At 53.7% G+C, this 21,639-nt stretch carries 19 protein-coding genes; 7 read left to right on the top strand and 12 right to left on the bottom strand.

The features are described from left to right. Positions 1 to 8 precede the first annotated feature (8 nt). Positions 9 to 323 (bottom strand): cupin domain-containing protein, encoded by a 315-nt coding sequence (locus IEY39_RS05670; RefSeq protein ID WP_188929353.1) that lies wholly within the window; start codon positions 321 to 323, stop codon positions 9 to 11. Between the two features lie 124 nt (positions 324 to 447). Here IEY39_RS05670 and IEY39_RS05665 point away from each other — a divergent pair, with 124 nt between their 5' ends. Then, positions 448 to 1,116, top strand: a complete 669-nt coding sequence (locus IEY39_RS05665) for a hypothetical protein (RefSeq protein ID WP_188929352.1) — start codon at positions 448 to 450, stop codon at positions 1,114 to 1,116. Here IEY39_RS05665 and IEY39_RS05660 read toward each other — a convergent pair. Then, complete coding sequence (locus IEY39_RS05660; protein WP_188929351.1) at positions 1,113 to 1,901, bottom strand: SDR family oxidoreductase; 789 nt, start codon at positions 1,899 to 1,901, stop codon at positions 1,113 to 1,115. The two genes, IEY39_RS05665 and IEY39_RS05660, sit on opposite strands and share 4 nt — an antisense overlap. A 30-nt stretch (positions 1,902 to 1,931) precedes the next feature. Between IEY39_RS05660 and IEY39_RS05655 the strand changes: the two genes are divergently transcribed. Next, the gene (locus tag IEY39_RS05655) at positions 1,932 to 2,339 is read left to right on the top strand and encodes a hypothetical protein (protein WP_188929350.1); all 408 of its coding nucleotides are present in this window, start codon (positions 1,932 to 1,934) and stop codon (positions 2,337 to 2,339) included. Here IEY39_RS05655 and IEY39_RS05650 read toward each other — a convergent pair whose 3' ends face one another. Genes IEY39_RS05650 through IEY39_RS05630 form a run of 5 tightly spaced genes read right to left on the bottom strand, consistent with a single transcriptional unit; the run spans position 2,340 to position 7,903 of the window. Continuing rightward, the gene (locus tag IEY39_RS05650) at positions 2,340 to 3,539 is read right to left on the bottom strand and encodes a hypothetical protein (protein WP_188929349.1); all 1,200 of its coding nucleotides are present in this window, start codon (positions 3,537 to 3,539) and stop codon (positions 2,340 to 2,342) included. 20 nt (positions 3,540 to 3,559) lie between these two features. Continuing rightward, on the bottom strand, positions 3,560 to 4,402 hold the full coding sequence (locus tag IEY39_RS05645; RefSeq protein WP_188929347.1) for a type 1 glutamine amidotransferase: 843 nt from the start codon (positions 4,400 to 4,402) through the stop codon (positions 3,560 to 3,562). Positions 4,403 to 4,412: 10 nt separating this feature from the next. Beyond that, positions 4,413 to 5,159 (bottom strand): LytR/AlgR family response regulator transcription factor, encoded by a 747-nt coding sequence (locus IEY39_RS05640; RefSeq protein ID WP_188929345.1) that lies wholly within the window; start codon positions 5,157 to 5,159, stop codon positions 4,413 to 4,415. A gap of 1 nt (position 5,160) precedes the next feature. Further along, entirely contained in the window at positions 5,161 to 6,426 is a 1,266-nt protein-coding gene (gene bamG, locus IEY39_RS05635; RefSeq protein ID WP_188929343.1) for a BamG family beta-barrel-assembly machinery protein, read from the bottom strand. Between the two features lie 19 nt (positions 6,427 to 6,445). After that, positions 6,446 to 7,903 carry a DUF4270 family protein gene (locus IEY39_RS05630; RefSeq protein ID WP_188929341.1) on the bottom strand — a complete coding sequence of 486 codons (1,458 nt, stop codon included), beginning with the start codon at positions 7,901 to 7,903 and terminating at the stop codon, positions 6,446 to 6,448. A 324-nt stretch (positions 7,904 to 8,227) separates the two neighbouring features. On the opposite strand from IEY39_RS05630, the gene IEY39_RS05625 reads away from it, so the two are divergent. The 3 genes from IEY39_RS05625 to IEY39_RS05615 all read left to right on the top strand — a co-directional run bounded on the left by IEY39_RS05625 (position 8,228) and on the right by IEY39_RS05615 (position 12,453). Further along, positions 8,228 to 9,373: a Kelch repeat-containing protein gene (locus IEY39_RS05625; protein ID WP_188929340.1), complete on the top strand. Its 1,146-nt coding sequence runs from the start codon at positions 8,228 to 8,230 to the stop codon at positions 9,371 to 9,373. Continuing rightward, complete coding sequence (locus IEY39_RS05620; protein ID WP_188929338.1) at positions 9,373 to 9,801, top strand: DUF4907 domain-containing protein; 429 nt, start codon at positions 9,373 to 9,375, stop codon at positions 9,799 to 9,801. Before IEY39_RS05625 ends, IEY39_RS05620 begins: the two co-directional genes overlap by 1 nt. Positions 9,802 to 9,867: 66 nt before the next feature. Then, the gene (locus tag IEY39_RS05615; protein ID WP_188929336.1) at positions 9,868 to 12,453 is read left to right on the top strand and encodes a M1 family metallopeptidase; all 2,586 of its coding nucleotides are present in this window, start codon (positions 9,868 to 9,870) and stop codon (positions 12,451 to 12,453) included. Here the strand turns inward: IEY39_RS05615 and IEY39_RS05610 are convergent, their stop codons facing one another. From IEY39_RS05610 to IEY39_RS05595, 4 genes are all read right to left on the bottom strand, one after another. Beyond that, entirely contained in the window at positions 12,454 to 13,569 is a 1,116-nt protein-coding gene (locus tag IEY39_RS05610) for a carboxylate-amine ligase (protein ID WP_188929334.1), read from the bottom strand. It abuts the gene before it with no gap. Between the two features lie 11 nt (positions 13,570 to 13,580). Further along, on the bottom strand, positions 13,581 to 14,198 hold the full coding sequence (locus IEY39_RS05605; RefSeq protein WP_188929332.1) for a Uma2 family endonuclease: 618 nt from the start codon (positions 14,196 to 14,198) through the stop codon (positions 13,581 to 13,583). 66 nt (positions 14,199 to 14,264) lie between these two features. Next, positions 14,265 to 15,233, bottom strand: a complete 969-nt coding sequence (locus tag IEY39_RS05600; protein WP_188929331.1) for an ATP-grasp domain-containing protein — start codon at positions 15,231 to 15,233, stop codon at positions 14,265 to 14,267. Between the two features lie 33 nt (positions 15,234 to 15,266). After that, positions 15,267 to 15,992: an esterase family protein gene (locus IEY39_RS05595; protein ID WP_188929330.1), complete on the bottom strand. Its 726-nt coding sequence runs from the start codon at positions 15,990 to 15,992 to the stop codon at positions 15,267 to 15,269. 29 nt (positions 15,993 to 16,021) lie between these two features. On the opposite strand from IEY39_RS05595, the gene IEY39_RS05590 reads away from it, so the two are divergent. Further along, positions 16,022 to 16,834 (top strand): alpha/beta hydrolase, encoded by an 813-nt coding sequence (locus IEY39_RS05590; RefSeq protein ID WP_188929329.1) that lies wholly within the window; start codon positions 16,022 to 16,024, stop codon positions 16,832 to 16,834. 52 nt (positions 16,835 to 16,886) lie between these two features. Here IEY39_RS05590 and IEY39_RS05585 read toward each other — a convergent pair whose 3' ends face one another. Beyond that, entirely contained in the window at positions 16,887 to 20,159 is a 3,273-nt protein-coding gene (locus IEY39_RS05585) for a TonB-dependent receptor (RefSeq protein WP_188929328.1), read from the bottom strand. 266 nt (positions 20,160 to 20,425) lie between these two features. Between IEY39_RS05585 and IEY39_RS05580 the strand changes: the two genes are divergently transcribed. Beyond that, positions 20,426 to 21,625, top strand: coding sequence for a bifunctional 3,4-dihydroxy-2-butanone-4-phosphate synthase/GTP cyclohydrolase II (locus tag IEY39_RS05580; RefSeq protein ID WP_188929326.1), 1,200 nt, complete (start codon positions 20,426 to 20,428; stop codon positions 21,623 to 21,625). The last annotated feature ends 14 nt before the right edge of the window (positions 21,626 to 21,639 follow it).

Raw genomic sequence — 21,639 nt, 5'->3', positions numbered from 1 at the left:
GTATGGTTTTATCGATAATCGTCGCGGGCGGGAGAAAAGGAGTCAATGACAGTACAGTCGGTGAGGGCATGGGCGGAATGCGGGACATTCGAAGGAATGACATGGACGCAGCCGGCCGTCAGCAGGTATTTTTCGCCGCCGATGGTCATTTCCATTTCGCCTTCCACCATGTAGGTGATCTGTTCCTGAGGATGCTGGTGTCCCGGGAGGACGGAGTCTTTCTTTATATCCCAGATGGCGAGGGTACCCTTGTCGCCATGGACCATTTTTCCGAAAAAACCCGGAAGTGTCTGTTTTACAGGGATATCGCTAAGATTCTGCATTGCCTGTGTTTTCCCGAAGGTACGCAATCGGCGGCTAACGGAGACGGCTCTTGTGTGGATAAGTGGATAAAGGGTTCTGGGAGGCGCGCGGAATTTGCTGTATCCTTGTTGCAAATCCAATCTGATGAAAGCAATTGTACCCCTTGCAATGGCCGTATTGGCTGCTGTGCCCGTTTATTCCCAAGACAAGAGTGATCTCTCGCATGAAGATTCCCTGGTGCTGGCTGAGGCCAGGGGAGGGTTGATACCGGCCGACACCGGGCAAAAGACGCCGCGGGTTCCGCAGGTGTTACCGTTTCCAGCCGTCATCGATTCCGTTTTGAAAGATTTTCCCAACAATCTCCGCAACATCACCGGGCAGCTGGTGCTGGCACAGGGGGAGTTCGAGAATTACGCATCGGTAGTTGAGCTGCCGGGGGCGGAGAGCTGTATTATCACCCGGTGGCATTCCTTTGATGACACGACCGCCAGTTGGCAGGCGCAGATGTTCAGAAGCGAGCATTTCAGCGAGGCGTCCGGCCGGTACCATGCGCTTTTTCGCCAGTTGCAGGGATGTTATCTGAAACTGGTGGATGGCAGCAAGTTCTATCTTGCAGGCGACTGGGAGCCGGCAAAGGAGGAGGCCCCTTTCACAACATCGACCCTGCGGTTGCGGACGGGCGACGAACGGTATAAGGAAGTAAAGGTAGAAGTGGAGCTCGTCTTTCTTGTGACTGACTGGGCGGTGCATATCAACATCGTCAGTAAGAAGCGGGACGACGAGGTGGGGGGCACCGATGAAGCGGAGCGCTAGATCGTTCCCTTTATGGCGCCGCCGTCCACGGGGATAGTGGCACCGGTGATGTAACCCGCCAGGGGGCTGGCGAGAAAGGCTACGAGGGCTGCCAGCTCTTCGGGACGTCCGATTCGACCGAGGGGGATATCCTTTGTGCGTTGGGCCAGCTGCTCTTCGAAAGAGGGGGCGTCTGGTCCGGCAGGGGCCATTGTGTGCTTGAGCCTGTCGGTGAGGATCATACCGGGTGCGACATTGTTAACGGTGATGTTGTCGGGGCCCAGCTCGTTGGCCAGCATTTTTGCCATTCCTATCACGCCGAGGCGAAGGCTTGTCGAGAGTACGGAGTCGGGCAGATAGGTCTTTATGGATAGGCTGACGATATTGATGATGCGGCCGCTGCCTGTCGGGCGCATGTGGGGGATGACCAGGCGGTTAAGACGGACGGCGCTGAGGAGGGTGAGCTCGAAGGCCGACTGCCAGGCGGTGTCGTCAAAAGATTCGAACTTGCCGAAGGGTGGGCCACCGGCGTTATTGACGAGGATATCGATCTTCCCAAAGGTTTCGGCTGCGGTGGTGATCATTTCCGTTACCTGTTGGGTCTTTGTAACATCGACGGGTATCGGCATGATCCGGCCCTTGCCCAGGGTACGCAGTTCTGTTGCAGTGGCTTCGAGTGTGGCGCGGTCGCGCGCGCCGATGATCACATCCGCGCCTTCTGTTGCCAGTGTGGCGGCACAGGCTTTGCCAAGGCCTTTGCTGGCGGCGAGTACAAGGGCGGTTTTTCCGGTGAGTTGCAGGTCCATATTCTAAAGATACGGGGTATATTGCCATCGATGGAGAAGGTATTACAGATAGTCGCCGTTTTTGCTTTGATGATGCTGATCATCAACCGGTTTATCAAGGGGCGTGAGCCTCGCTACCGGCCGTATAACTATCTTACGCGGCTGAAGCCGCCCCTCCTTGCCGAAGTGGGGCAGCGGCTCGTCACCGCGGTGTTCGGAGTGGGGATAGCGGGTGTGGCGGGTCAGGTGGACGCGTATCTCCTCGATGAAGCGAGGCAATTGCTTTTTTGTTATAGCGCCGTGGGCAGTCTTACTATTTACAGGCGGAAGGAGGAGGGTGGATACCGGGAGATGCAGGCCCTGGCCGCGCCGCTGGACTGTACCGGCATGGCGCTGGATACGGAGGATGGGAGATTGTATCTCGAAGCGGGAGGATATCTTTTTGTGTATGGGATGTGATCAGCGCTGGAAGAAGCCAACGCTGCCGCCTACCCATTCCCTGTCCTTATTGTAGTTGACACCGATCATTTTCCCTTTACTAAGCCGGGCCAGGTTGATTGCCAGGGTGGGGCGGGGGGCGCCGTCCGGCCACAGGTACATCATGCGGATCTCTGCCTTGGCGGGAACGTCGGGGGTAGGGATGAGGCCGGCGTATTTGACTTTGCGTTGCAGGATCCAGTTCTCCGGGTCGGAGACATCCAGGTCTTGAGGGCTGACGTCGATGATCACCCCCTGGCCGGCAAAGGAGAAAAGGGGTTTCAGGACGTAGTTTTCGAGATCGGCCGGCGGCTGTTTCAACTCGTTGAGGAACCAGGTGGACGGGACGAAGGGATGGCGGAGAAAGGGGAGGGTGAACTTGCTGACGCGGTAGAACCAATTAGGATGGGCCACCCATTCGACGTCGAGGTCCTGGCGGATGTCGGCGAAGCCCGGAGGAAGGGTGGCTGCAGCGGTGTGCAGCTCGTCGAAGATAAGCCGGTTGTAGATGCGGCGGATCAGGGTCTTTTTGCCGGTGGCCGGATGTTTATAGAAAAGCTGTTTCCCTTCTTGTATCAATTCGGTGAGGCATATGGGCTGGATGCCCAGGTAATCGCGGGTGCAATAGAAATCGACGCGGGTCTTTTGTTCGTGTGGTTTTATTTCGAGCAGGATAACGTTCTCGGGGGAGCAGTCGCCCAGAATGGTGTCACGAAGCAGGGTGAGATAGCTGTCGTGGTCGAGACCGTTGAGAAACTGGCTGTAGTTGGCGGGGATGGAAAAGTGCCGGCGTAGGGTCTCGGGATAATAGACCTGGAAGCCATAGAGACTGGCGAAGCCCTGCATTTCGATGAGCTGGGGTTGCCAGCCGCCCTGGCCATCCTCGCATACGCCGAAGTCAAAGACCAGGAAGTGCGGGTGATCATTTTCGCGGGCTACTTCGTCCTGTGGGGGTATCGCGCGTTGTGTCCACTCCTTGAACCGGGGTTCGAGGATGACATCGATGATGTGTTCGCAGGCTTCCTGCAGTAGTTGGGAGAAATCCGCCGGTACGAAGACGGGTGTTTCGGCAATGCGGAATTCGATGGCGCCGGGATAGCGGCTACGCAGATCGGTGAGGAATGCATCGTAGCGTTGCCGGGTGAAGGCTTCGTTGAAGGCTTTCCGCAGTGCAGGTACCATGGAACGTGTTTTCCTGAAAGTTACGCTGTTTTCCTCAGTTGGCGATTGCCGGCAGGCCGCAGGGCGTAGTCGAGGAAATTGGGGATGATATGGGAGTAGGTGTAGCGGATCTTATCGGGGTCGTTCAACTGGTCGATCATGCTCCGCCATTTTTCTTCGCCGTGTTCGGCGATGACGGTGGCTTTGCGGTCATCACGCTGGAGATACATGCTCATTCCGGCGGCATCGGCTTCGGGATGGAATTGGGTGCCGATCATATATTCGTTGAATCGAATGGCCATGATCGCCCGTTCAAGGGGGACATGGGGCCGTTCTTTTTCGATGGCGAGCAGTTGTCCGCCCAAAGCGCTGATGCGCCGGTGATCGGGTTGGATCACCTGGTAGCTGCGGCTGTCGACGGCATAGAAGGGATCGCGAAGCCCGGTGAAAACCGGTTCTTCGGTTGCGCCTTCGAGCATATGTACCGGGAAAACGCCAAAAGCGGTGGATTTGCGGGCGGTGACATGGGCGACGGCATAGTGCCGGCAAACCAGCTGAAAGGAGTGGCAGATGAAGAGAACCTGTTTGGGCTGGAGGTTGGCGGGATTGGCGTTGAAGTCTTCGATCTTTTGGAGCCAGCTCCAGTAAGCGACTTCCCATTCACTGCCTTCGCTGTCCAGGGGGCTGCCGGGGCCGCCACTGGAGATATAGATATCGTAGGAGAGATCGGGTGTTTCTTGCTTGATGCGGACCTCAAATTCATCGAATTGAAGTTCGAGGCCGTGCGTACGGCCGTAGTCCGTCAGCAATTCGCGGATACAACGCATGCCCTGATTAGCCTGTCCTTCATAAAGATCGAGGATGGCGATCTTAACCCTTTTCATGGGTGCAAAGTTACGAATTCCACTCGATTATCTGATAGAAGTCGTCCTTGAAGCTGTCCCCGATGGGGATGATCTTTTTACCGATGTATATCTCGTTTCGGGCGATGGAGTCGATATGGGTGAGCGAGACGATGAAGCTCCGGTGGACACGGATGAACTCTTCCTGTGGCAGCTTATAGGAAAAGGACTTGAGGTTGCTGAGGGTGAGGATCGGTTCGGCCCTGCCGCGGACATAAATTTGTGTATAATCTTTCATCCCCTCGCAGAAAAGGATGTCTTCGAATTTCACCTTAATGATCTTGTATTCCGATTTGATGAAGACGAAGCGGTTGTTGCGGTGATGGATATAGATGGTGGTGGAGAGGTAGTCCCTGATCTTGTTGATGGTGGAGAGGAAGCGTTCGAAGGAGAGTGGTCTGATGAGATAGCTAAAGACGTCCATTTCCGTCTCTTTTTCTTCCTGCTCCTGTTTGTCGGCGATGCAGATGACGATAGGATAGTAGCCCGATTCTTTTAGCCGGAGCATTACGCGGTTGTCCAGTAGCCGGATATCCCAGAAGATGATGTCGGCGCGGTGCTGGATGACGAGGGGATAGAGATCGGCAGCCGACCCGCATTTCCCGGAGAAGGACAGTTTGGGTGTCTTGGCGATGTAATCCTTTAACAGGGCGCTTTGCTTGTTGTTATCTTCCACCACGACGCAGTTGAGTACTCCCATCAGGGGGAAGCCTTTCATCTGCTGGTGGAGATCAAGCATATTAGTCAAATTTCTTTCCTTTTGTATACCAGATGGAGCCGTAATTGATGACAAAGGTAAGATTGACGTAGTTCTCACGGATGAGGTTGTTGTCGGTGGTCCCCTTTATCCCATATTGGAACACGACGGAGTAGGCGAGGGGCGATTTCAGGGAGTTGATCCCGACGCCCATGGTGACACCCATGTCCGTGATCTGTTTACCATTGATCTGGAGGTAAGAATTACCATAATAAAGCCCGGTCTGGAAGTAATTAAGCTCTACCTTATTATTATAGAAGTTCTTTTTTTGCGAGATCTCGAAGCCGAGGGAACCGCGTTCGCTGCTGACGATGTTGTAGCCCTGGCCGGGGTAGCTGTTCTTGCGTGCTACACTGTTCCAGTCCTGGTAGCGGTAGTCTGCGAGCCAGGTATATTTATCGTTGTGGGTGATGGAGATGCCGGCGCCAAAAGCGTTGGGGAGGGTCAGGTATGTATCGGGAAGCGTTTCATAATTCACAATGCTGGAATCGCTGGCCCGCACAACCTGGATATTGGAAGCGAGCAGGTCGGCGCGCTGAGAATATGTTCCGCCAATGCTGTATCCCCAATGTTTGCCCACTTTTCCATAGAACTGCATCCCATAGGTCATGTAAAGATTCTGCAGATTGATGTCATTTTCCGTAGACGTCTCCGTGGCGCCGGTGAGGGTGTTCTGGAGGATGTCCTTCTGGTTCAGCTGGCCGAAGATATAGCCGGCTTCGACCCCGATGGACAGGTGGTGGAAGAACTCGTAGGCGTTGGCCCAGTAGGCCTTGTTGACGCTGCCATGGCCCTGGTAATAATGGTTGGCCACTTCTGAATTACTACCCTGGATATAATAAGGAACGTTGAATTCAAAGTTTTGGGTGCTGAAAGGCACAAGGCCGATGCTGGTACCCCAGTTCTTGGTTAGTTTGATCCCCATGGCCAGCCGGCGGAAGGTGATATCGGCGGACTGGGTGCTGGAAGGGGCGACGGGGCTGCCGGCATAATCGACAAATGTGCCGCGGATGCCGGTCTCCATGGTAAAATACTGGTTGGCCAGGCCCGAGAAGGAGGCGGGGTTGTTATTGATGAGGAAGCGGTTGTTCCGGTAGGCAATACCCGTGTTGCCGAGGCCGGTGGTGCGATTATAAAAACCATCCTCTACATCACCGATACCCATCTGGGAATAAGGCGAGAAGTTATTCTGGGCCATCACCCCAAGGGATGTTACTGTGAGCAGCGAGAATAGAGCTAATACTTTCATCCGATTAGGTATCATGTATTTATTGATGGTTGTAGAGCGAAATATAGTACACGTTCAGCGTGATCCGCTGGTCGACGGGGTAGCTTTGGTCGGCAATGATCAGCCGGTTGAAGGCGGAGACATTGTTCGGGGCCGGTACACTGAGCATCAACCCTATCTGAGACGCGGTGGTGGGGTTTGGATTGAGAAGATACGCTTTGACAAAATTGGTGACGTCATAGGTGTAAACCGTGTTCAGCGGGTGGAAGTAATCCAGCACCAGGTTGCCGGTCTGGGAGCCCGCTACACCGGAGGCGGACAGGGGGATACCCAACAGGTTGGTCTGATCGGTATAGTAGATACCTACCTGTGGCGGCAACCGCCAGATGGTGGAAAAGCTGCCGGGTATGGGTCTTACGGTGAGGATAGCCCTTAGCGTGCTGAGATAATCCGGGCGTAAGGCTATCGCATTCAGGTAGGGGAAGGTGAGCTTGACATTCAGCCCGCCGATGGTTTGTACATAGCCGGCATTGCCGACCTTGGTTGACACGGTGGCCGGTGGAACCTGCGGATTTTGGGTCGGCTTGATCAGATTGTCGATAGGCTTGCCGGTGAGGGTGGTTTGTTTGGAATTATAAGCGGTTTGGATATTGTTGAACTGGAAACTTTTATCGGTGATGTTAAAATCGATGGATTTTTCGGTGCTGGTAACGCCATTTTCCCGGTAGTAGACGCGCATGACGGCGCTGTCTTTAAAACCATAAATGAAGTTGACATTTGAATCCGGGAAGAGGCAGAGGCCGTGGAACCATCGGAGCCATTTCGCATTATTGATTATTGTATCCGACTTATTATAGACCATATTATAGATCTGCTGGCCCAGGTTTTGATTCATGCGGATGCGGACGGTGTCGCCTGTGAATTGGCTGGTATTGGAGCTATAGCCATTGCTGGTGGTCAGGTTGGGGAAGATGCGAACAACTGTGGAGCCGAGCTGGGGTCCCAGGGGCAGGCTATCGTTGCTGTACCAGCCGTTTTGGTTTGGGGCGAGCTGCCAGAGCGTATCTACCTGGCTGACCGCATATTTCTGAAAAAGGGTGGTGTCACCATAATAAGGATTGCCCGTTTTGGCGAACAGGACCAAACCGATGGAGTCGTAGGTGTCGATCCTTGGATCGAGGCTCGGAAGGCCGGTTGAGGACGGCGGAGCCACCTGCAGGTACGAACGCGTCATCACCTTACCCAGGTAGGCGTCATTATAATTGCCGACCATGAGATAGCCGGTGGAGGCAGTGGCGGCGGAATCCACCAGCACCGTTGACACTATGACGCTGGAAGTATCGACGAGAACGATGTTGGCGCCGCTGTTGAGATTGGTATATTGGTTGCCGAACAGCAGATCGGGTTGTTTTTGGCAACCGGAAAGGAGGAATAAGGCCAATAGGGAAGAGGACAAAAGAAAAAGCAGTTCTTTTCGCAGGTATTTATGTATAGTCATGCTGGTTTTCTTGATCGATCCAAAGGCCAAAACGAGTTACAGGGGCGCAAGTTGCGTCTTTTTAGCGAATTTGTGCAATATTAGGGGCGGTAGTTGTTACTATTTTGTTAGTATGTATCAAAGATATTAAAAAAACGACCAACCGGCCTTTTTTATCTACCAATGTAAAACGCTCCATAGCCCATAAAAGTTTGGAAAACAATCCCGGCATCTTTCTTTGTATATGAAATCGACCGTTTTGTCTATTAAATTCAGTCAAAAATACATTTTAACGAATTTGCTATGTCGACTTCCAATACTTTAGCGCAAAATATCAAAATTAATATGAAGCGGATCAACATTACTTTGTTCACGTTAATGTTACTAGGTATCCTGTTTTCCTGCACCAAAGCTAGCATCAACTATACACAAAATGGCAACTGGGTGGGCCGGGCCACTTTCCCCGGAAGCGTTATGGGGTTTGGGGTTTCTTTTGTCATCAACCATTCCGCCTGGGTCGGAACGGGGATCAATCCGCAATACCCCAATCAACGGCTTACCACCTTTTTTAAATATAATCCTACGCCGCTGCCGAATCCGCTTCCTTCTCCTACCTATTATGATAGTACGAATGGAACATGGTCTAAATCGGCGGATTTTACCGGGCCTGCCCGCAGCAACGCTGTTGCTTTTGTAATAAGCGGAATTGCTTTTGTCGGTACGGGCGTGGGTAATGATGGCTTTACCCCGCTGGCGGACTTCTATTCGTACAACCCGACAACCAACGCCTGGCTCCAGATAGATTCCATCCATGACCATTACGGCAGCTATCCCCGCCTGGATGCTGCGGCCTGGGGTTTCGACTCGGTGGGCTATGTACTTACCGGGACGGACAACTACAACTACTTCCTCGATGTTTGGAAATACAGTCCTAACACGGGCCACTGGAGTCAGAAACCTTTCCTTCAAGGTAACCCCCGCAGCGGCGCGACCACCTGGGTTTACCAGAACAAGGGTTATATCTGTGCCGGTTATACTCCCGGCAGCACCCACGCTTCCAATAACTACGCCTATGATTTCTGGGTATTCGACCCGCATAAAGCAGAAACTGATACTTTGCATTGCTGGAGCCAGTTGCGGGATATTTTCAATACCAGCCCTGCCACCTATGACGACGGCTATACCAACATCGTCCGCAAGTATGGCGTAGGGTTCACTGTTCTTGCCAGCAGCGGCAATAACCAAACCGACAAAGCCTATGTTACTCTCGGACAGAACGGTACGGCTATTGGCTACACCTGGGAGTATGATTTTCCCACCGACCTCTGGACGGAGAAAACGCCTTATGAAGGTGCACCCCGCATCGGAGCTGTTGGTTTTACCATCGATGGCCGGGGTTTTGTCGGCACGGGTGTAAGCCAGGGCAACCAGGGCGCCTTCCAGGATATGCGTGAGTTCTTCCCCCTCCAGGTTTATAATCAGTACGACTAATGGCTTTGTCGTCGCAAAAGACTTTTCTGGGTAAATGGGGTCTTTCCATCCTGATGGTGTTGGTGATCATTGGAACCTTCACCTACGGCTTCTACAAGCGCAGTCAATTCCGCAAGGATCATGTCTACCTGGAGCTGAAGGCCATACCAGTGGGAAGCGGCTGGGGATACGATATACTGCAGGATGGACATCCCTGGTGCCACCAGGATTATGTTCCGGCGGTGAGTGGTTTCCGGGTCTTTCGCACAAAGGAAGATGCGCTGGCAGCGGGTAAGATCGTGTATGACAAGGCGGTTGCGGGGCAGCTGCCGGATATAACGGAGGCGGAGATGCGGAATAAGGGCATCTATATCCCACCGTATGATTCGACGATAAAACCGCCGGCCGACTGGTCGGTCAGGGTCAAAGACAGCACCGGGGCGAAATAGATTTTTTTTGATATGATTTTATACGAACCCCGCGCATTCGCGCGGGGTTTTTTTTATCTTTAGTATATGAGAATCACACTACTTACCATATTGCTTGCCGTTTCCGCAACGGCGCTATTCGCGCAGTCGAAGTTCGATCAGCACAAAGCATTCGACCCGCTCTTCTATCCTAACGATGGGACGGTCTACAGAAGCGCCGGTGGTGCGCCGGGTGAAAAGTACTGGAGCAACCGTGCGGATTACTCGATCCATACGGTGCTGGATACCGGCAGTCATTCGTTGAAGGGGGATGTTACCATTACCTATACGAACAACAGTCCTGATGCATTGTCCTATCTCTGGCTGCAGGTGGACCAGAATATCTACCGGCAGGATTCCCGGGGGGAGAGTGTCAATCCGGTGACGGGTGGCCGGTGGTCGAACCGGAAATTCACGGAAGGGGATGTCATCCGCAAGGTGGTGGTGCTCATAGACGGGCGGGAAGAAAAAGCCGACTGGCTTGTCAGTGATACCCGGATGCAGATAAGGCTGCCGCAGGCGGTGAAGGCAGCGGGTGGGGTCATCCGGTTGAGGATCGACTATTCCTTTGACATCCCGGAATATGGTACGGACAGGATGGGCCGGCAGTTGACGAAAAACGGCTGGATCTACGAAATAGCGCAATGGTATCCCCGGATGGAAGTGTATGACGATGTCACCGGCTGGAATGTGCTACCTTATCTTGGCCAGGGAGAATTTTACCTGGAATATGGCAATATCGATTATACGGTGACGGCGCCTTCCAATCTTGTGGTGGTGGGGTCCGGGGAATTGTTGAATCCTGCCGAAGTGCTTACCCCGACTGAGCAAAGCCGGCTGGCGAAGGCCAGGACCAGCGATAAAGCAGTATTTATTCGTACTGCCGAAGAGGTGGCGGAAGGGAAGACCCGGTTGTCAAAGGCTTCGCTGACCTGGCATTTCCGGTGTGACCGGACGCGGGATGTGGCCTGGGGTGCTTCCAAGGCCTTTATCTGGGATGCGGCGCGGATCAATCTCCCCGAGGGGAAGAAGGCGTTGGCCCAATCTGTCTATCCGGCAGAGTCTGCGGGTGAGGCTGCCTGGGGCCGGAGCACGGAATTTGTAAAAGGCTGTATCGAGCTGTATTCGACAGAATGGTATCCCTTCACTTATCCTGTCGCCACCAACGTGGCCGGCAATGTTGCGGGGATGGAATATCCGGGCATCGTCTTCTGTGGGAGGGGCGAACGCGGCAGCGGGTTATGGGATGTGACCAACCACGAGTTTGGCCACAACTGGTTCCCGATGATCGTCGGCTCCAACGAACGCAAGTATGCCTGGATGGATGAAGGCTTCAACACCTTTATCAATGATGTAGACACCAGGGTCTTCAACAAGGGAGAGTTCTATCATAAGCAGGATGCGCAAAAGATGGGGCAGTATATGTTCAACGATCGGAGCGAGGCCATTTTCACGATCCCCGATGTCATACAAGCCTATAACCTGGGGTCGGCGGCCTATGCCAAGCCTGCCATGGCGCTCAATCTGCTGCGGAAGTATGTCCTGGGGGAGAAGCGCTTTGATTATGCTTTCCGTACCTATATCCGGCGCTGGGCTTTTAAACATCCCACCCCATGGGATTTCTTCCGTTGCATGGAGAATGCAGGCGGTGAAGACCTGGGCTGGTTCTGGCGGGGATGGATCCTGCACAACTGGAAGCTGGATCAGGGTGTCAAAGAGGTGAAGTATGTAGAAAGCGACGCTTCCAAGGGGGCTATTATTACGATCGAGAACCTGGAAGAGATGGCCATGCCGGTGGTGATGGTCATCCAGCAGGAGAATGGGAAGACCGATACGCTGACCCTGCCGGTGGAGATCTGGCAACATGGCCCGACGAAGGCTTTTGCCTATCCGAGCACTTCGAAGATAAAGAGTATTGTTATCGATGCGGCGCACGATTTCCCGGATATCAACCCCAACAATAATACCTGGACGGGTGAGGCTGCGGAAAAGCCCGTACCGCCCGGGGTATCGGCTACTACGGTGATCGACAAGTATTTTGCCGCCATCGGCGGTAAGGACAAGGTGATGGGGGTGAAAGACCTGCTTGTCATCGCCAAGGCGAATGTGCAGGGACAGCAGGTGATCGAGACCAGGAAATACCTGCAGCCGGATGGCGAAGTACTCGATATCGAGCTGCCGGATATGAAGATGCATGCGGTGCACCTGGTGGTGAGCAAGGACAGCGTCACGCTTTCGCAGATGGGTCAGGTTCCGCCGCTCGATGAGGCCACAAAGAAGGATATCAGGGAAAATGCCGGCGCTTTTCCTGAACTGAATTTTTCAAAGGAAGGTTTTAAGACCGAACTGACGAGCATCAAGAATCTCGAAGGTACGGAGGCATATGAATTGAAGGTGACGACGCCTTCCGGTCATGTCAACCTGTTTTATTATGCCGTCGAGAGCGGATTGCGTATCAGGGAAGTGAGGAGTACGGGCCAGGGGTCAACTACTACCGACTATGGCGACTACCGGGAGGTGGACGGGATCAAATTTCCCTGGCATATAGATGACAACCAGGGCGAGGTCGAGCTCAATATGACCGTGCAGTCGGTGAAGGTGAATTCGGGGTTGACGGCTACGGATATGAAGTAGTTATATCCCGGCGAGGAACTGGTCGCGGATATAGTCTACGACGGGGACTAATTGCCCGCCCGATTCCTGGTAGACCTTGAGCTGCCGGTCGGCGCCGGTGCCTGTATTCAGGATCGTCTCGGCAAAATGCGTAGCCTGGCGGCTTCCGAGGTGGTCGACGACGTCGTCGACGAAGTTCAGCAATTCATAGATCAGTGCACGGGTATTCACTTCCTCTTCTTTTCCGAAGTCGATGAGGTAGCCGTCGATGCCATAGCGGCTGGCCCGCCATTTATTCTCGTTGATGAGGGCGCGGGAATACTGGATATAGTTCATGTTGGCCAAGCGCAGCTTGTATATCTTTACACATACGGCCTGGAAGAGAGCTGCAATGCAGATGGTCTCGTCCACGGTCATCGGTACGTCACAGATGCGGAATTCCACCGTGTTGAAGAAAGGGTGGACGCGCAGATCCCACCAGATCTTTTTTGCGTTGTCGATGCAATTCGTCTTTACCAGCAGCTTTACAAAGTTGTCATAGGCCTCGATGCTTTCAAAGTATTCGGGAATGCCGGTGCGGGGGAATTTATCGAATACTTTTGTCCGGTAGGATTTATATCCTGTCTGTCTTCCTTCCCAGAAGGGGGAATTTGTGCTGAGAGCATAGATGTGAGGGAGGAAGTAGCGGGTGGAATTGGCGATGTGGTTGGCCATTTCGCGGCTTTCCATGCCGACGTGGACGTGGAGGCCAAAGATGAGATTGCTTCGCGCTGCCTCCTGGAGTTCGTTCACAATTTCGCTGTAGCGAGCATGTTCAGTGATCAGTTGACCTTCCCAATGACTAAAAGGATGAGTCCCGGCAGCGCCGACACAAAGTCCGAGGTCGCCGGCAATGCGGGCGATGGTCCTGCGCAGGGTGGAGACGTCTTTGCGTGCTTCGCTGATATCCTGGCAGATGTCGGTGCCTACTTCCACTACGGCCTGGTGCATTTCCGCCTTTACCTTGTCACGGATGACCTTCTGTCCTTCGGTTACGATCTTTTGTTCGTGGCTTTTGAGTTCACGGGTCGACGGATCGATGACCATATATTCTTCTTCGATGCCTAATGTGAAGTTGCGGTAGTTGATCTCAGCCATTTGTAAGGGGGTTATTGAGTAAAGAGTTGCCGGATGTCGAGCGAGAAGCCGGGCACGGCCGTGGCGTGCAAGGTATCACCAGGTTTATGGATGGTAGAGGCGTCATATTTCCCATCGGCCTGGAGCAGGGACACCATGACGTTTTCCTGCATGGGGCTGACGACCCAGTATTCCCTGACGCCGGATTCCTGGTAAACGTCGTACTTATCGCAAACGTCATATTGAGAATTGCTGGGGGAGAGTATCTCGATAATGAGATCGGGGGCTCCGCAAACGCCGCGGCTGTCGACCTTTTGGGGGTCGCAGACGACGCAGACATCCGGTTGTACGACGGTGGTGACCTGATCGTCTCTCTTGCGATTCTTTACCGGCAGCCGGACATCGAAGGGCGCGATGAAGGCTTCGCAGGGGCATCCCTTGAGGTGACCATATAGACTGACCGCCAATTTAAGGGCGAGGCGCTGGTGGATGGTGTTGGCGGCGGCGAGCTTGAATATCTTGCCCCGCAGCAGTTCGAGCCTTTCGAGGAATCTCCACCGGTAGTAGTCGGCATAGGTATAGGTTAGTGAAGGGTCCGGCTCCTCTACCTGCTGGTAGCGGTCTTCTTCATGGTTATAGATCGTCAACATAGAAGTAAGGTTTGAATTATTGTTATGCTAATAAAATTAGTTGAAAAAGGATTATGAAAAAAAAATTTATAGGACGGCCAGTGATCTGTGTGCTGTCGCCTGCTGGAGGTATTTTCCCCAGGTGAGGTTGTCGCCGTCATCCTGGTGGTTAAGCGCCCGTTCGATGGCGTAGTCGGCAGCGGTATCCACTACCCAATTGAAGTTGTCCTCGCCTACGCTGGTCTTCTCGGCGTCCGGCGCCGGGTTGCAGAAGTCGATGGCATAGGGGATGCCGTCGCGGACGGCCAGCTCTACCGTATTGAAATCATAACCCAGCCAGGCGTTGATGCGCAGGACGATCTCTTCCATTTCCTGCAATCTTTCCGCGGAGGGGTTGAAGTCGGCGTTGTAGCGGAGGTGATGGGGGTTGCGTGGTTCGTAAGGCATGATGCGGACGTATTTCCCGCCGATGCAATAACAGCGGTAGTATTCGGAAAAAACGATCTCTTCTTGTAGCAGCATAACGAGTTGGCCTGTTTCACCATGCTTCTGGTAAAACTCCTCGGCGTTGTGGAGTTTGTAAACATTCTTCCAGCCACCGCCGGCAAAGGGTTTCATATAGGCTGGAAAGCCGACGTAATCGAATATGCTTTGCCAGTCCAGCGGGAAGGCGAGATTGGAGAAAGACTGGTCGCTGGTGTCCGGGGGCAGTTCACGGGAAGGGAGGATGACGGTTTTGGGTACCGGGATGCCGATGCGGGTGGCGAGACAGTTGTTGAAGAACTTCTCATCGGCGCTCCACCAGAAGGGGTTGTTGATGACAGCTGTCCCACAGAGAGCTGCATTTTTCAGATAGGCCCGGTAGAAAGGGACGTCCTGGGAGATGCGGTCGATGATGACGGCATAGCCGCTGTTCTCGCCCTGGATGACCTTGTCGATGCGAACGGGCTCCGCGGTGATTCCCGCGATATTTTTTCTGTTGACGGCCTCGATGAATGCCATCGGAAAGCTTCTTTCGCGACCGTAAAGGATGCCGATTTTTTTGTAGGAGTTCATACAATTCAATTTTTTGTGCGGTGATGATGGGGTTTAGGGTGTGGCTCCCGGCAGCATGGACAGGTAATGCGGGAACATTTCTTTCCATACGGGCCAGTCGTGGTCGCGGCCGGCGCGGATGTCCAGCCAGTGGGGTATAGATTTGGCGGCGAGCAGGCGGCTCATCCATTCATTTTGTCCCCGGCAGATGTCATGCTCGGCTGTTCCAAGCACGATGCCCATTTGCCAGAGGGCGGCATCGGATGCGCCCGGGATAAAGTCGACGGGGTTGTTGAAATAGACGTTGTCATCGTAATAGCCATCCGTGAAGGATCGGATGTCGAAAACGCCGCTCATGGAAAAGCAATAGCCGGTGATACCGGGGTGGCGGAAGGCGAAGTTGGCGGAATGATAGCCGCCAAAGCTGCAACCGGCTACGGCGATGCGAGTGTGTCCGGTCTCGTGCATAGCGCGGGATACAATTTCTTCCAGTATGAGGCGGTCGTAGAAGGTATGCCGCCGAGCCCTTTCGGCCGGGGACACGGACTTGTCATACCAGGTCTCTGCATCGAGGCTATCGGGGCAGTAGATCTTTACTTTCCCGTTCTCGAGGAACCAGCGGGCGGTCTCGATGAGGCCCTGGTCTTTGTTCTGATAATAACTGCCACGGGAAGTTGGGAAGATGATGATGGGATAACCTCCCTTCCCGAAAACGAGCATTTCGAAATCCCGGCCGATGACCGGTGAATGCCATTTGTGATATTCTTCGTCAAGGTCCATTTATGATTAAATATACTATTTTTGGCGCTATGTCGATAGAAAAGAGCACGAATATCAGGCAGGAGAGCTTGTTGTTGCGATCGGGGCAGCTGAACCGAAATGTGATGGTGGATTTTTATTTGCCGGGTGAAGCCTGTGAGATGCGCCAGACCGGTCTGCTGCTGATCAATGACGGGCAGGACCTGGGCCGGCTTGGGCTGGCGGGGATACTGGACGATCTTTATGGCCGCGGGTTGTTGAGACCGCTATTGTGCGTGGGCATCCATGCAGGCGAGGAAAGGAAAATGGAATATGGGACGGCGGGGATTCCCGATTACAAGGGTAGGGGTGCAAGGGCGGATGCGTATACGCGGTTTGTCTTTGACGAACTGATACCGGCCATCCGCCGGAGGTATAGGGCGCCTGATTTCCGGGAGAAGGCATTTGCGGGGTTTTCGCTGGGAGCGCTTAGTGCGATGGATATTGTCTGGAGCCATCCGCAGGAATTTACGCGGGCGGGACTGTTCTCCGGCAGTTTCTGGTGGCGGACAAAGGATGCGACTGACGCGACCTATGATGAGCATACCAACAGGATCATGCAGGCGGAAGTGCGCAGAGGCAGCTACTATCCCTGGCTGAAGTTCTTTTTTGAATGCGGGACGGAGGATGAACAGGAAGACCGCAATGGCAATGGGATCATCGATTCCATCGACGATACGCAGGATTTGATCGGGGAACTGGTGGCGAAAGGGTATGACAGGGAGCGGGATATCCGGTATTATGAGATTGCCGGCGGCCGGCATGATGTGGATACCTGGAGGAGAGCGATACCGGAATTTTTGTTATGGGGATTTGGGAAATAAATGATATAAAAAAAAACCCCGCCGGTGAGCGGGGTTTTTTGTGCGGGTAGTATTAGTTGAACAAGTATCTTATACCGATCTGTCCTTGCCAGTGCGACAGTGGATTGCCGGTATCATCCTTGTAAGCATTGGTGTAAGGAGTCTGGCTGGAAGACACCTGGAAGGGGAACGAGTAAGTCGGAGTACCGTTGGCCATTCCCTCGAAATTGAGCGGTGACAGCTGGGTGAAGGTCTTGTAGACGCCCCACTTGTTGCTGATCATGTTGCCCACGTTGAGGATATCGAAGCTGACCTTCAGCGTATGTTTGGTCTTGTTCGTGCGGCCCGTGTAATAGAATATCTCCTGGGTGATGTTGAAGTCCATTCTTGAAAACCAGGGCAGTACGGCGGCATTACGCTGGGCGAACTGGCCACGGTGCTGGCTCAGGTAGTGGTCGGAATTGATGAAAGCATCCAGCTGTGACCAGATCTGGGCGGCCGTGCGGGGGTCCTTGGCCGGGTTGTTGCCGACGGGAACCAGGGTGATCTCCGAGGAGTTGTTCGGAATATACATCAGCATGAAATTGCTGGTGCCGGTGTTGGTGTTCATCGGATCGCCGTTGTAGGTATAAGAACCTACGCCTGCGGGTGCAGCCTCGTAGATGAGGCCTGCCGAAGTGGCAAAGAACTTCGCATATTCTTTACGATAGAAGGCCGAGGCGATGATACGATGGGGCTGATAGAAGTTGGCATAACCCAGCTCGGGAGAATTGGGGTCGCCGATGGTGGGGCGGCCGTTCCAGTTGGATTGGGCGATGGAGCCGCCATCGTTGAGGGTCTGGGACTGGCTGAACGTATAGGCGACGTTGAGATACACATTCCTGAAGCTCTTCTGCAATTGCAGGGTAGCGGTGTATGCATATCCCTTGCTGTAGTTCTTCATCAGGATAGCGTTGGTGATAATGGGGTTGCTTTGGGTAGCACCTCCCTGTCCGCGGTTGATCTGGTTGGCGCTGTACCTCCAACGGGGGTCAGCTCCTTTGAAAGGGGTGATGCCGGTATCCGGAAGGTTGACGTTCTCGAAGTTGACGGCATTGATGTCCTTGGAGTACATGAACTCCAGGGTACCGATGATGCCCCAGGGCAGCTTCTGGTCGATGGCAATGTTGGCCTTCAGCACCTGGGGATATTTGAAGCCGGGATCGGTGAATACCAGGTTATACGAGGTATTGGCAGCACCTGCGGTAGGCCGGTAGTGGTTGATATCGGCGCTGAATGCGACGGGTGCGGTAGCAGGAGAACCCAGGGGACCCTTGACGAAGGAGCCGAACTGTACCCCGTTGTTGCTGGCCTGGTTGCTGACCCATACAAAGGGAGGAGGACCGGAGAAGAAGCCGGCGCCGCCACGGACCTGTGTTTGCTGGTCGCCTTTGACGTCCCAGTTGAAGCCTACACGGGGCGAGAATAAGGGGTTGGTATTGGGTTTTTGTCCCGTGCTGTAATGTTTGCCATCCCTGAAGGTAAGCGCATCGGCATAGGGGTTATCCTGGAATTTGTTCTCGAAGATGGGGGCATCGACGCGTAACCCATAGGTGAGGGTGAAGTTGTTGGTGACCCGCCATTTGTCCTGTACAAAGAAACCCAGTTCGTATACGCCGATCTTCGCATAGGGGAAGGAGCCGTCCGGAAGGGCAGAATATTGCAGGTTGTAGCGGATGGCGGTTGCCGCGCCGGTGTTGACGCTGTTGTAGAAATCGTCCAGGGTCTTGAAGCGATAGACCCCTTCATAGTTGGGGGCAAAACCGTTCTTGAACTTCTTATAATAATCCTGTGTGCCGAACGTGATCTCATGGGTGCCCTTATACAGGGTGAAGATGTCGGACAATTGATAGATATCTGTGTTCAGGACGTTGTGATAGGTGAAAGGCTCATAACCGAAAGCGGTATAAGACTGGTTCGACCCGTTCATGATGTCCACCAGCGGGAAATCGGATCCTCCCTGGCTTTCCCGGAAGTCGCGCAGGGCGGTGTAGCCAACCTGCAGCTTGTTGGAAATGCCGTTGCCGAAGCGGGTATTGAGTTCGGCGATGAAGATGTTGAAATTATTATGAATGACATAGCCAGCGCCGCTGAAGGGCAGGCCGGTCGAGCTGGCCTGGCGGCCACCGCTGGGTGAACCGCTGTTGCTCGCGGCGATATCCCTTAATGAGTTGAGGTAGTTGTATTTGATCGTGAACGTGTTGCGCTTGCCGATGTTCCAGTCGATCTTTGCCGTGAGCTTATCGCTTTGGGTCCTGTAGGAATAGCCCTGGAAGAATCCCGGATTGTAGTTGAAGTTTTTAACCAAAAAATTCTTCAACGCGGTGAGCGTATCGTAATTCGCGGCCGAAACGTTGCCGCCGGCCGGGGTGCCAGCCGTGGAAGCTACGAAAGTAGTTGCGGGGTCTTTTCTGCGCTCTTGCTCGTAACTGACGAAGAAGAATACCTTGTTGGGAACAAAGGCGCCACCCAGGTAAGCGCCCCAGAGATTGTAATCGAAGGTCTGGTGGGGCAGCTGGTAGCCATCCACGTTATAGCCCTGAAGGCCGGAGCTCTTTATATACGTGTAAACTGAACCTTTGAACTGGTTGGTTCCGCTGCGAGTGACGGAGTTGATGCCTGCGCCGGAAAATCCGCCCTGCCGAACGTCATAGGGAGAAACGTTGACCTGGATCTGCTCGAGGGCATCCAGGCTGATGGGCTGGGAGTTGGTTTGTCCGCCGAGCGTGCCGGAGAGGCCGAAGGCGTTGTTGAAATTGGCTCCGTCCACCGTGAGGTTGTTATAGGAGCTGCTGCGGCCACCGAAGCTGAGTCCGTTGGCGCTGGGGTCGAGCCGGGTAAAGTCCTGCAACGACCTGCTAAGGGTCGGGAGCCGGTCCATCTGGGCGCGGCTGATGACTTCCTGGCTTCCCGTATGGCCGTTGTTGAAGACCTTATCCTGGCGGGAGGCGGTGATCACCACTTCCGTCAGTTGTTTGGACTCCGCGACGAGGGAAAAATCCGATTTGAAGACTTCCCCCAACAACAGGGAGATATTTTCCTGTTTTTCCTCCTTAAACCCGACATAGCTGACGGTGACCGTGTAAGGGCCCCCGATGCGCATATTTGGTAGGTTGTAGCGTCCGTCCTTTCGGGAGGTGGTAGTATATACTGTACCCGTAGGCCCGTGGATGGCTGTGACGGTAGCCCCTCCAAGGCCTGCTTTTCCATCCGTAACCAGGCCGGCGATCTCCGAAGTCGTTTCCTGACCAAAGGAGTACAGCATGGACAGAATGGTGATTGTTGATAATAGCAGTCGTCTTATCATATAAAGTGGTTTTGCGGGTGCAAAGGAATACAGAATTTGTATGACTGTATTCACAACAACATTAAGAAATCATTAACAGCTAAAGAAAGGGGAAAGGCTGAAAAGGCTGCGCGATCACTATTTGTTAATATTCGCTGGGGGAGCGCTTTTCCTGGGGTTGGCCGGCCGGGGTGACTGGGTAGCCTGTGGTGTTTGGGTAGGCTTTAGGCATCCTTTTCTAACTTTCAGCCGTTTTTATTGTTAATTTTGTACTTAAACCTTTTTTGATGTTGTCCAGTATAGAGAGCGCAATCGAAGACGTAAAAAATGGGAAGCTGGTTATTGTCGTTGACGATGAAGACCGTGAGAATGAAGGAGATTTCATTACTGCAGCCCGTAATGTTACCCCAGAGATCATCAATTTTATGAGCAAGGAAGGCCGGGGCCTCATCTGTGCCCCGCTGGTGGAAGACCGGTGTGACGAACTTGGCCTGGAATTGATGGTCCACAAGAATACGGCGCTTCATGAGACTCCGTTTACGGTGAGTGTTGACCTGCTGGGACATGGTTGTACTACGGGGATCTCGGCCCACGACCGGGCCAAAACGGTGAAGGCGCTTGTCGATCCGGCAACGACACAAGATGATCTCGGCCGTCCCGGCCATATCTTCCCGCTGCGGGCAAAGCGCGGTGGAGTCCTGCGCCGGGCGGGGCATACTGAAGCCACGATAGACCTGGCCCGGCTTGCCGGGTTCGAGCCGGCGGGTGTACTGGTAGAGATCATGAACGAAGATGGGACGATGGCCCGGCTGCCTCAGCTGCTGGAGATTGCGCGGAAATTCGATCTGAAGGTGATCTCGATAGCCGACCTCATTGAATACCGGTTGAAGACCGATTCGCTGATCGAAGAGATAGTCAGGGTGGACATGCCTACCAAATACGGGCATTTTAAACTGATTGCCTTCCGGGAAAAGAATACGAATAATGAACATCTGGCCCTGATCAAGGGTAGCTGGCAACCGGGTGAGCCGGTGCTGGTTCGGGTGCATTCCTCCTGTTTTACAGGGGATATCCTGGGTTCCTTCCGGTGTGACTGTGGCGAGCAGCTGCACGAAGCCATGCGGCTGGTGGAAGCGGCGGGCCAGGGGGCTATCCTTTATATGAACCAGGAGGGGCGGGGCATCGGTCTTTTGAACAAATTGAAGGCCTATAAGCTCCAGGAAGAGGGGATGGATACGGTGGAGGCCAACCTTCACCTGGGTTTCCCGATGGACAAGCGGGATTATGGGGTAGGGGCGCAAATCCTGCGTTACCTGGGGATCACCAAGCTGCGGCTGATCAGCAATAATCCGCGCAAGCGGGCCGGGTTGTTGGGTTATGGGCTCGAGATCGTCGATACCGTGCCGATAGAGATCCACCCTAACCCGCATAATGAGAAGTATCTCCAGACTAAGAGGGATAAATTAGGGCATGAGATATTGAAATAAATTACAAACCCCGC

The organism is Puia dinghuensis, assembly GCF_014642875.1.
Classification (GTDB): Bacteria; Bacteroidota; Bacteroidia; order Chitinophagales; family Chitinophagaceae; genus Puia; species Puia dinghuensis.
This window is presented reverse-complemented; position numbering and strand designations above follow the sequence as displayed.

Coding starts and splice junctions, on each gene's coding strand:
- IEY39_RS05670 (WP_188929353.1), bottom strand. CDS start 323: ATGCAGAATCTTAGCGATATCCCTGTAAAACAGACACTTCCGGGTTTT.
- IEY39_RS05665 (WP_188929352.1), top strand. CDS start 448: ATGAAAGCAATTGTACCCCTTGCAATGGCCGTATTGGCTGCTGTGCCC.
- IEY39_RS05660 (WP_188929351.1), bottom strand. CDS start 1,901: ATGGACCTGCAACTCACCGGAAAAACCGCCCTTGTACTCGCCGCCAGC.
- IEY39_RS05655 (WP_188929350.1), top strand. CDS start 1,932: ATGGAGAAGGTATTACAGATAGTCGCCGTTTTTGCTTTGATGATGCTG.
- IEY39_RS05650 (WP_188929349.1), bottom strand. CDS start 3,539: ATGGTACCTGCACTGCGGAAAGCCTTCAACGAAGCCTTCACCCGGCAA.
- IEY39_RS05645 (WP_188929347.1), bottom strand. CDS start 4,402: ATGAAAAGGGTTAAGATCGCCATCCTCGATCTTTATGAAGGACAGGCT.
- IEY39_RS05640 (WP_188929345.1), bottom strand. CDS start 5,159: ATGCTTGATCTCCACCAGCAGATGAAAGGCTTCCCCCTGATGGGAGTA.
- bamG (WP_188929343.1), bottom strand. CDS start 6,426: ATGAAAGTATTAGCTCTATTCTCGCTGCTCACAGTAACATCCCTTGGG.
- IEY39_RS05630 (WP_188929341.1), bottom strand. CDS start 7,903: ATGACTATACATAAATACCTGCGAAAAGAACTGCTTTTTCTTTTGTCC.
- IEY39_RS05625 (WP_188929340.1), top strand. CDS start 8,228: ATGAAGCGGATCAACATTACTTTGTTCACGTTAATGTTACTAGGTATC.
- IEY39_RS05620 (WP_188929338.1), top strand. CDS start 9,373: ATGGCTTTGTCGTCGCAAAAGACTTTTCTGGGTAAATGGGGTCTTTCC.
- IEY39_RS05615 (WP_188929336.1), top strand. CDS start 9,868: ATGAGAATCACACTACTTACCATATTGCTTGCCGTTTCCGCAACGGCG.
- IEY39_RS05610 (WP_188929334.1), bottom strand. CDS start 13,569: ATGGCTGAGATCAACTACCGCAACTTCACATTAGGCATCGAAGAAGAA.
- IEY39_RS05605 (WP_188929332.1), bottom strand. CDS start 14,198: ATGTTGACGATCTATAACCATGAAGAAGACCGCTACCAGCAGGTAGAG.
- IEY39_RS05600 (WP_188929331.1), bottom strand. CDS start 15,233: ATGAACTCCTACAAAAAAATCGGCATCCTTTACGGTCGCGAAAGAAGC.
- IEY39_RS05595 (WP_188929330.1), bottom strand. CDS start 15,992: ATGGACCTTGACGAAGAATATCACAAATGGCATTCACCGGTCATCGGC.
- IEY39_RS05590 (WP_188929329.1), top strand. CDS start 16,022: ATGTCGATAGAAAAGAGCACGAATATCAGGCAGGAGAGCTTGTTGTTG.
- IEY39_RS05585 (WP_188929328.1), bottom strand. CDS start 20,159: ATGATAAGACGACTGCTATTATCAACAATCACCATTCTGTCCATGCTG.
- IEY39_RS05580 (WP_188929326.1), top strand. CDS start 20,426: ATGTTGTCCAGTATAGAGAGCGCAATCGAAGACGTAAAAAATGGGAAG.